Annotated in this window: 6 protein-coding genes and 1 riboswitch; of the genes, 1 reads left to right on the forward strand and 5 read right to left on the reverse strand. The window is 72.7% G+C overall.

All coding sequences use genetic code 11. The features are described 5' to 3' along the window. From B7767_RS16450 to B7767_RS16470, 5 genes are all read right to left on the reverse strand, one after another. On the reverse strand, positions 1-1,007 hold a 1,007-nt coding region (locus B7767_RS16450), incomplete at its 3' end, for an energy-coupling factor transporter transmembrane component T (RefSeq protein WP_373408220.1). After that, positions 997-1,647, reverse strand: coding sequence for an SCO2322 family protein (locus B7767_RS16455; RefSeq protein WP_085572846.1), 651 nt, complete (start codon positions 1,645-1,647; stop codon positions 997-999). The genes B7767_RS16450 and B7767_RS16455, both read right to left, overlap by 11 nt. Further along, positions 1,644-2,858 (reverse strand): prenyltransferase/squalene oxidase repeat-containing protein, encoded by a 1,215-nt coding sequence (locus tag B7767_RS16460; protein ID WP_085572847.1) that lies wholly within the window; start codon positions 2,856-2,858, stop codon positions 1,644-1,646. The genes B7767_RS16455 and B7767_RS16460 overlap by 4 nt, the downstream gene beginning before the upstream one ends. 112 nt (positions 2,859-2,970) lie before the next feature. After that, positions 2,971-3,107: riboswitch (cobalamin riboswitch) on the reverse strand. A 101-nt stretch (positions 3,108-3,208) separates the two neighbouring features. Next, on the reverse strand, positions 3,209-4,606 hold the full coding sequence (locus tag B7767_RS16465) for an endo-1,4-beta-xylanase (RefSeq protein ID WP_107486139.1): 1,398 nt from the start codon (positions 4,604-4,606) through the stop codon (positions 3,209-3,211). A gap of 253 nt (positions 4,607-4,859) precedes the next feature. Then, the gene (locus B7767_RS16470) at positions 4,860-5,561 is read right to left on the reverse strand and encodes a TetR family transcriptional regulator (protein WP_085572849.1); all 702 of its coding nucleotides are present in this window, start codon (positions 5,559-5,561) and stop codon (positions 4,860-4,862) included. 206 nt (positions 5,562-5,767) lie between these two features. Between B7767_RS16470 and B7767_RS16475 the strand changes: the two genes are divergently transcribed. Further along, the coding region (locus tag B7767_RS16475) for a glycosyltransferase family 4 protein (RefSeq protein WP_085572850.1) at positions 5,768-6,985 on the forward strand (1,218 nt) is incomplete at its 3' end.

The following is a 6,985-nucleotide window of genomic DNA, read 5'->3' on the forward strand; positions in this document are numbered from 1 at the left end:
AGGCCGCCGAGGGTGAGGGCGGCGGTGGTACGGCGGACGGCGGGAGGCACCTGGGCGCTGCGGCCGTATCCGCGGGCGTCCATCGCGGCGGCGAGGGCGACCGAGCGCTCCAACGCGCCCTCCAGGACCGGGAGTCCGACCTGGAGCAGGCCGCGGACGCCCTTGTCGGGCCGGCCCCGCAGACGGCGGGCGGCGCGCAGGCGCCGGACGTCGGCGATGAGGTGGGGCGCGAAGGTGAGGGCGACGACGACGGCCACGCCGAGTTCGTACAGGGCACCGGGGAGGGACTTGAGGAGGCGGGAGGGGTTGGCGAGGGCGTTCGCGGCGCCCACGCAGATGAGGAGGGCGGCGAGGCGCAGGGCGTCGTACAGGGCGAAGGCGAGCGCTTCGGCGGTGACCTTGCCGCCCAGGCGGATGCCCTGGGCCCAGTGGGGGAGGGGGACTTCGGGGAGGTGGACGAGCGTGTGGGTGCCGGGGATGGGGGAGCCGAGGACCACGGCGAAGGCGAGGCGGACGAGGATGACGGCCAGGGCGAGTTTGACGAAGGCGCCGTAGGAGCGGGACCAGGGGGTGTGGGGGCGGCGGGTCGCCACGACGTAGGCGGAGACGGTGACGAGGAGGGTGAGGAGGAGGGGGTTGGTGGTGCGGGTGGCGGCCGTGCCGAGGGCCAGGGACCAGAGCCACCAGGCGCCGGGGTGGAGCTGGGCGCGGTGCCGGTGGCCGTGCCCGGGGGCGGGTTGCTCCGCCGGCGATCGCCGGGTGCCTCTCCTGCTCTCGGCTTCTCCCCCACTCTCGGCTTCTCCCCCACTCTCGGCTTCGCTCGAGCGGGAGGACCCCCATGAGCGGGGGGACCCCCATGAGCGGGGGGACCCCCATGAGCGGGGGGACCCCCAGCGCCCGGCCTCCCCCGCCCTCGGCTCCGCTCGGGTGGGGGCACCCTCATCGCCCTGGGGGAGGCACGACTGCCCGTGGTCGGGTGGGCAGTCGTGTCCGCGGTTACGACGCACGGCGGCGGGTCTGCCAGATCGCTGCCGCCCCGAGGAGGGCCACCACGGCGATTCCGGCCATCAGGCCCACTGACGGGCCGGAGTCGGAGTCGGCCGGCTCGGTCCTCTCCTCCTCCTTCTTCTCCGCCCCCTTCTTCTCCGCCGAGACCTGTTCTCCGCAGCCCTTCTCCGGGTAGCCCGCTATCGCGCAGAGCAGCGCGTTGGTGTCGTAGCGGAGGGGTTCGGCCACCGAGGCCAGGGCCTCGGCCGTGGTGGCGTCCTCGGGGACCTGGGCGCAGGCCGTGCGGCCGGCCGGCGGGGTCTCGCCGGACGGGGCGTCGGCGGGGGTGCCGAAGTCGATGACCAGGGCCACGCGTTTCCTGCCGTCGGCCGCCGGGGTCTTCGCGCAGATGGTGTCGAAGTCGGCGGTGCCGCGCGGCTTCGACGCGTCGGCGGAGTTCTCGCTGACGGAGAAGCGGAAGCCGTGGACGTCGCCGTCGGAGGGGCGGGCGAGGGACGGGCCCTGGCTGGCGTACGTCCAGGCCGTGCCGTCCTGCTCCCAGAACGACCAGTAGCGGTAGCCGGCGGCCCCCGCCTGGCCGGCGCCCGCCAGCAGGGGCAGGAGCGCGGCCAGGAGCAGCACGGTGGCCCGGCGGATCACGGCTGCTGCCGCTTCGTACGACCGCTGATCAGGAAGCCGATGCCGACGCCGGCGACCAGGCAGATGCCGACGAACCACCAGACACCGAAGCCGGAGTCCGATTCGGACTCGTCCTTCTTCCCGTCCGCCTCGGCCTCCGTGGTCTTCTCGGCGGCCGGGCCGGTCGCGCCCAGCTGCTTCACCAGGTCCGTGCCGCCGAAGTCGCGCGGGTCGGCGCCGGTCGCGTGGGCGGCGAAGATGAGCTGGGCGTAGGCGGCGGGACCGCTCTGCGCCGCCCAGTCGGCGGCGTTCTTCTCCAGCCAGGACAGGGACTTCCCGGCCTGCTCGCCGGCACCCTGCGCGGCGAGCGCGACCACCGCGTCGGCGGTGTTGCCGTAGTCGGGCTGGTCCTCGGCGCCGGCGAGGGCGGAGGTGAGGTGGCCGTCCTCGGCGAGGGCGTCGGTGAGGTGGGCGGCACCGTTGGCGGCGGCCTGCTCGGGGCCGTCGGCCTCCTCGCACTCCACTTCCCCGGCGCCGTCCTCGCCGGGCTCGACGACCAGGCCCGCGCCGAGCGAGCCGAGCACGCCCGCCGCCGTCGCGTCCGCGTTGGCGACCAGCTCGCCCTTCTTGTCCGGCTGGAAGGCGAACGCGCCCGCGCCGTCCCCCTCGCAGGGGAGCGCCAGCTCCAGCAGGGCGTCGTAGGGGGACTTGCCGTCCTTCTTCACCTCGGCCGGCTTCTCACCGGCGGCCGCGAGCGCGCTTATGACGACGGAGGTGGAGTTGGTGTCGCTGGCGCCGCCCGCCACGTAGCCCCAGCCGCCGTCCTTGTTCTGCGCGGACTTCAGCCAGCCGACGGCCTTCTCCGTGACGTCGTCGTGGCCGCCGAGCGCGGCGAGGGCCTGGACGGCGGCGGCGGTCTGGTTGGTGTCGACCATCGTCTTCGCGTCGCACGCCCCGGCGGTGTCGGCGCGGTACGGGGCGAAGGAGCCGTCGGCGCACTGCTGACCGGTGAGCCAGCCGACGGCGGCCTTCGGCGGCTCGACGCCCACCGTGTGCAGGGCGAGCAGGGCGAGCGACTGGCGCCAGACGCCGTCGTACTGCGGGTCGCTGTCGCCGTACAGGGCGGAGGGGAGCTTCGGGGACGGCGACGGGGAGGTGTCGGCGGTGGCCGGGGTGGCGGCGCCGATCACGGCGACGGCGGCCAGGACCGCTGCGCTGCGGCGGACATTCATGATCGGCGGGTGCCTTCTTCCCTGCGGGGAGCCGGGCAGCGCGGGACACCCCGGCGGCTCGGCTCCGTATACCTCGACGGTGCCGGTGCGCCGGCGGGTCCGCCGGGCACGTGAGCCGGTCACGAACCGTGCGGGGCAGTCCGGCTCACCGCTTTGAGCGGTTCACGGTTGCGGGTCAGCGCCGGAATTGCACCGGCTTCCCCCCGTACGGTGTGATGACGACGCCGACACTCTACCCGCCCGTAGGGAAGGGGCCAGGGGTGGCTCCGGTGAGCGGGGTCACGTCAACCGTGAGACGTGCGGCGCACCCGCACCCCCGGAAAAGGGGGTGCGGGTGCGGGCGGGCCGGATCAGGAAGCCGTGCAGGCGCCGACCTGCGGCGGGGGCGAGGCGCCGCCGCTCACGGTGAAGCCGAAGCCGGTCGAGGCTCCGGCCGCGAGCGAGCCGTTCCAACTGGGGCGCACCGTCATGACGTTGCCGCCGCTGTCCCAGGTGGGTGAGCCGTTCCGGACGGAGAGGACCTTCTGCGTGGACGCCATGGTGACGTCCACGCTCCAGCCGGTGATCGGCGAGCTGCCCGCCGTGATCGTCACCCTGCCGTTGTAACCGCTGCCCCACTGCTCCGCCGTGGTGTAGGTGGCGGTGCAGCCGGCGCCCGGGGTGCCCGGGTCGTCCGGGTCGTCGGGGTCGGTGGTGCCGCCCAGGGCGCTCAGCACCGCGTCGTACGCGGGCTTCTTGGCGTAGTCGTTGTCGAACAGCAGGGGAGTGCCGCTCGGCCGCCACGAGTACTTGTCCGGGATGCCCCACACCGTGATGCCGGTGCAGCGCGTCACCGCGAGGCAGGCCCGCACGACGTTGCCGTAGTCGGTGGCCTGGGCCTGGCCCGAGCCCTCGATGTCCAGCTCGGTGATCTGCACGTCGACCCCGAGGTCGGCGAAGCGCTGGAGGTTGGCCCGGTAGTCGGAGGGGACGGGGGAGCTGCTGTTGAAGTGGGACTGGAAGCCGACGCAGTCGATCGGCACGCCACGGGACGTGAAGTCCTTGACCATGTCGTAGACGGCGTTGCTCTTCGCGTTGACGCCGTCGGTGTTGTAGTCGTTGTAGCAGAGCTTGGCGGCCGGGTCGGCCGCGCGGGCCGTGCGGAAGGCCTCCTCGATGAAGCCGTTGCCGAGCTTGCTCTGGAAGGGCGAGTTGCGCCGGGCGCCGCTGCCGCCGTCCTGGAACGCCTCGTTGACCACGTCCCAGGAGTGGATCTCGCCCTTGTAGTGGGTCATGACCTGGGTGATGTGGTTGTTCATGGCCGACCGGAGTCCGGTCGTACCGAGTCCGGAGACCCAGCTCGGCAGCTGGGAGTGCCAGACCAGGGTGTGGCCGCGGACGTCCATGCCCCGGCTCCTGGCGTGGTCGAAGATCTGGTCCGCGCGGCTGAAGAGGAAGGTGCCCCGGCGCGGTTCGAGGGCGTCCCACTTCATCTCGTTCTCGGCCGTGACCGAGTTGAACTCGCGGTCGAGCGTCTCCACGTACGGCGCCTCGCCGAGGCGGTTCGCGGCGACGGCGGCGCCGAAGTAGCGGCCCTTCTCGGCCGCCGCCGCGCCCAGGGTGCCGGCGGCGTGGGCGGTGGTCCGGGGGAGGGCGGCGAGGGCGGTGACGGTGAGGAGGGCGGTGGTGGTGGCGCCGAGGGCGGCGCGCAGCCGGCCGTGTGCGGGGGTGCCGCCTCCGGCTTTCGTTCTCGTTCGCTTTCTGACCATGCGCATGTCATCCCTTCTCCGGTGGGTCCCGTACTACGGGTGGCGGGATTGCTGCCGTGCGATGGAACGAAAGTTTCGGACTCGGCTCCGAATTTCTGCGGAGACGATACGGGCCGTGGGGAGGGTGGTCAATCATTCGGGCGGGAGGGAAGTCGTCGATGCGTGAGGGGCTGTGGAGTGAGGATCCGCCGCCAGTGTTGACGGAAAGAAGCCGAAAGTTTCGACAGTGGCCGTCGGTGACCGTCGGCAGTCGTCAGCGGTCGTCGGTGCTCTTCGGGGCCGTCAGGTCCACCAGGCGGCACGCCGTCTCCATGTCGATCCTGACCTGGGCGATGGAGGCGCGGCCCGAGAGCCAGGTGATCAGGGTCGAGTGCCAGGTGTGCTCGATGACCCGGACGGCCGAGAGCTGCTCGGGTGTGGGATCGGTGAGCTCCATGGCGTCCAGGATGATCATCGTGGTCTGCCGGGAGACCTGGTCGACCTCCGGACTCGCGCTGCGGTCCGCGAACGTCAGGGCGCGCACCATCGCGTCGGCCAGGTGCGGTTCCCGCTGGAGTGCGCGGAAGGCCCGCATCAGGGTCTCCGCGACCCGCTCGGCCGGGGTCTCGCCGGCCGGCGGCTTCTTCCGCAGCGTGCCGTGCAGGGTCTCCAGCTGGTCCTGCATGGTGGCGACCAGGAGGTGGATCTTGGACGGGAAGTAGCGGTACAGCGTGCCGAGCGCCACCTGTGAGGACTCCGCGACCTCACGCATCTGCACCGCGTCGAATCCGCCCCGGCCGGCCAGTTGCGCGCACGCCCGCAGGATGCGGCGCCGGCGCGCCTCCTGGCGCTCGGTGAGCGGCGAGGCCGAGGCCGAGGCGGACCGCGCGGTGCCGGCTCCCGTCACCGCCGCCTTGCCCGCCTTGTCCGTTGTGGCTGCCCTGGCCGCCTTGTCCCTGTTGGCTTCCGTAGGCATGGGTCCCGTCCGTGACAGTCGGTGAGGGTGGATGATCAGACAGCATGGCATGCCGTCCGTCGTGGCGTGAATCACCTGATCCACCGCTCCCGGTACTCCTACCTGCCGGTAGATTCGGATCCTCCGAACGATCAACTCTGAAACTTGTTCTAGATCAGCGTCCCGGCGTAATCTCGCGGGACAGTGCAGGGAGAAGGGGGCCCAGAGTGACCGCTGAGGCCAGTCAGGCCGGGCCCTCGCGGGGGCCCGCATCCGACGGCTTGCGACCGCTCCGCATCGCACTCCTCACCTATAAGGGAAACCCGTTCTGCGGCGGGCAGGGCGTCTACGTACGCCACCTCTCCCGCGAACTCGCCCGCCTCGGGCACCGCGTCGAGGTCATCGGCGCCCAGCCGTACCCGGTCCTCGACGAGATCCACGACGAGGCCTGCGACGGACCCGCCCTCACCGAACTGCCCAGCCTCGACCTCTACCGCCAGCCGGACCCCTTCCGCACCCCGAAGCGCGACGAGTACCGGGACTGGATCGACGCGCTCGAGGTCGGCACGATGTGGACCGGCGGCTTCCCCGAGCCGCTGACGTTCTCCCTGCGCGCCCGCCGCCACCTGCGCGCCCGGCGCGGCGACTTCGACGTCGTCCACGACAACCAGACCCTCGGCTACGGTCTGCTCGGCGACCTCGGCGCCCCCCTGGTGACCACCATCCACCACCCCATCACCGTCGACCGGCGGCTGGAGCTGGACGCCGCCGAGAACTGGCAGCGGCGCTACTCGGTGCGCCGCTGGTACGCCTTCACGCGGATGCAGAAGAGGGTGGCGCGCCGCCTGCCGTCCGTGCTCACCGTCTCCGGCAGCTCCCGCCAGGAGATCGTCGACGATCTCGGCGTACGGCAGGACCGCATCCACGTCGTCCACATCGGCGCCGACACCGACCTGTTCGCGCCCGATCCGTCGGTGCCGGTCGTACCGGGCCGGATCGTGACCACGTCCAGCGCGGACGTGCCGCTGAAGGGGCTGGTCTTCCTCGTCGAGGCGCTGGCGAAGGTGCGGGCCGAGCAGCCCGACGCCCACCTCGTCGTGGTCGGCAAGCGGCCCGTGGAGGGGCCCGTCGCGCAGGCGGTGGAGCGGTACGGCCTCGAAGGCGCCGTCGAGTTCGTCAAGGGCATCTCGGACGCCGAACTCGTCGACCTGGTGCGGTCGGCGCAGGTCGCGTGCGTGCCGTCGCTGTACGAGGGGTTCTCCCTGCCGGCCGCCGAGGCCATGGCCACGGGCACCCCGCTGGTCGCCACCACCGGCGGGGCGATTCCCGAGGTGGCCGGCCGCGACGGGGAGACGTGTCTCGCCGTACCGCCCGGCGACGCGGGGGCGCTGGCCGCCGCGCTGACCCGGCTGCTCGGCGACCCGGAGCTGCGCGCCCGGCTCGGG

Origin of the sequence: Streptomyces sp. 13-12-16 (assembly GCF_002114215.1) — a bacterium.
Classification (GTDB): Bacteria; Actinomycetota; Actinomycetes; order Streptomycetales; family Streptomycetaceae; genus Streptomyces.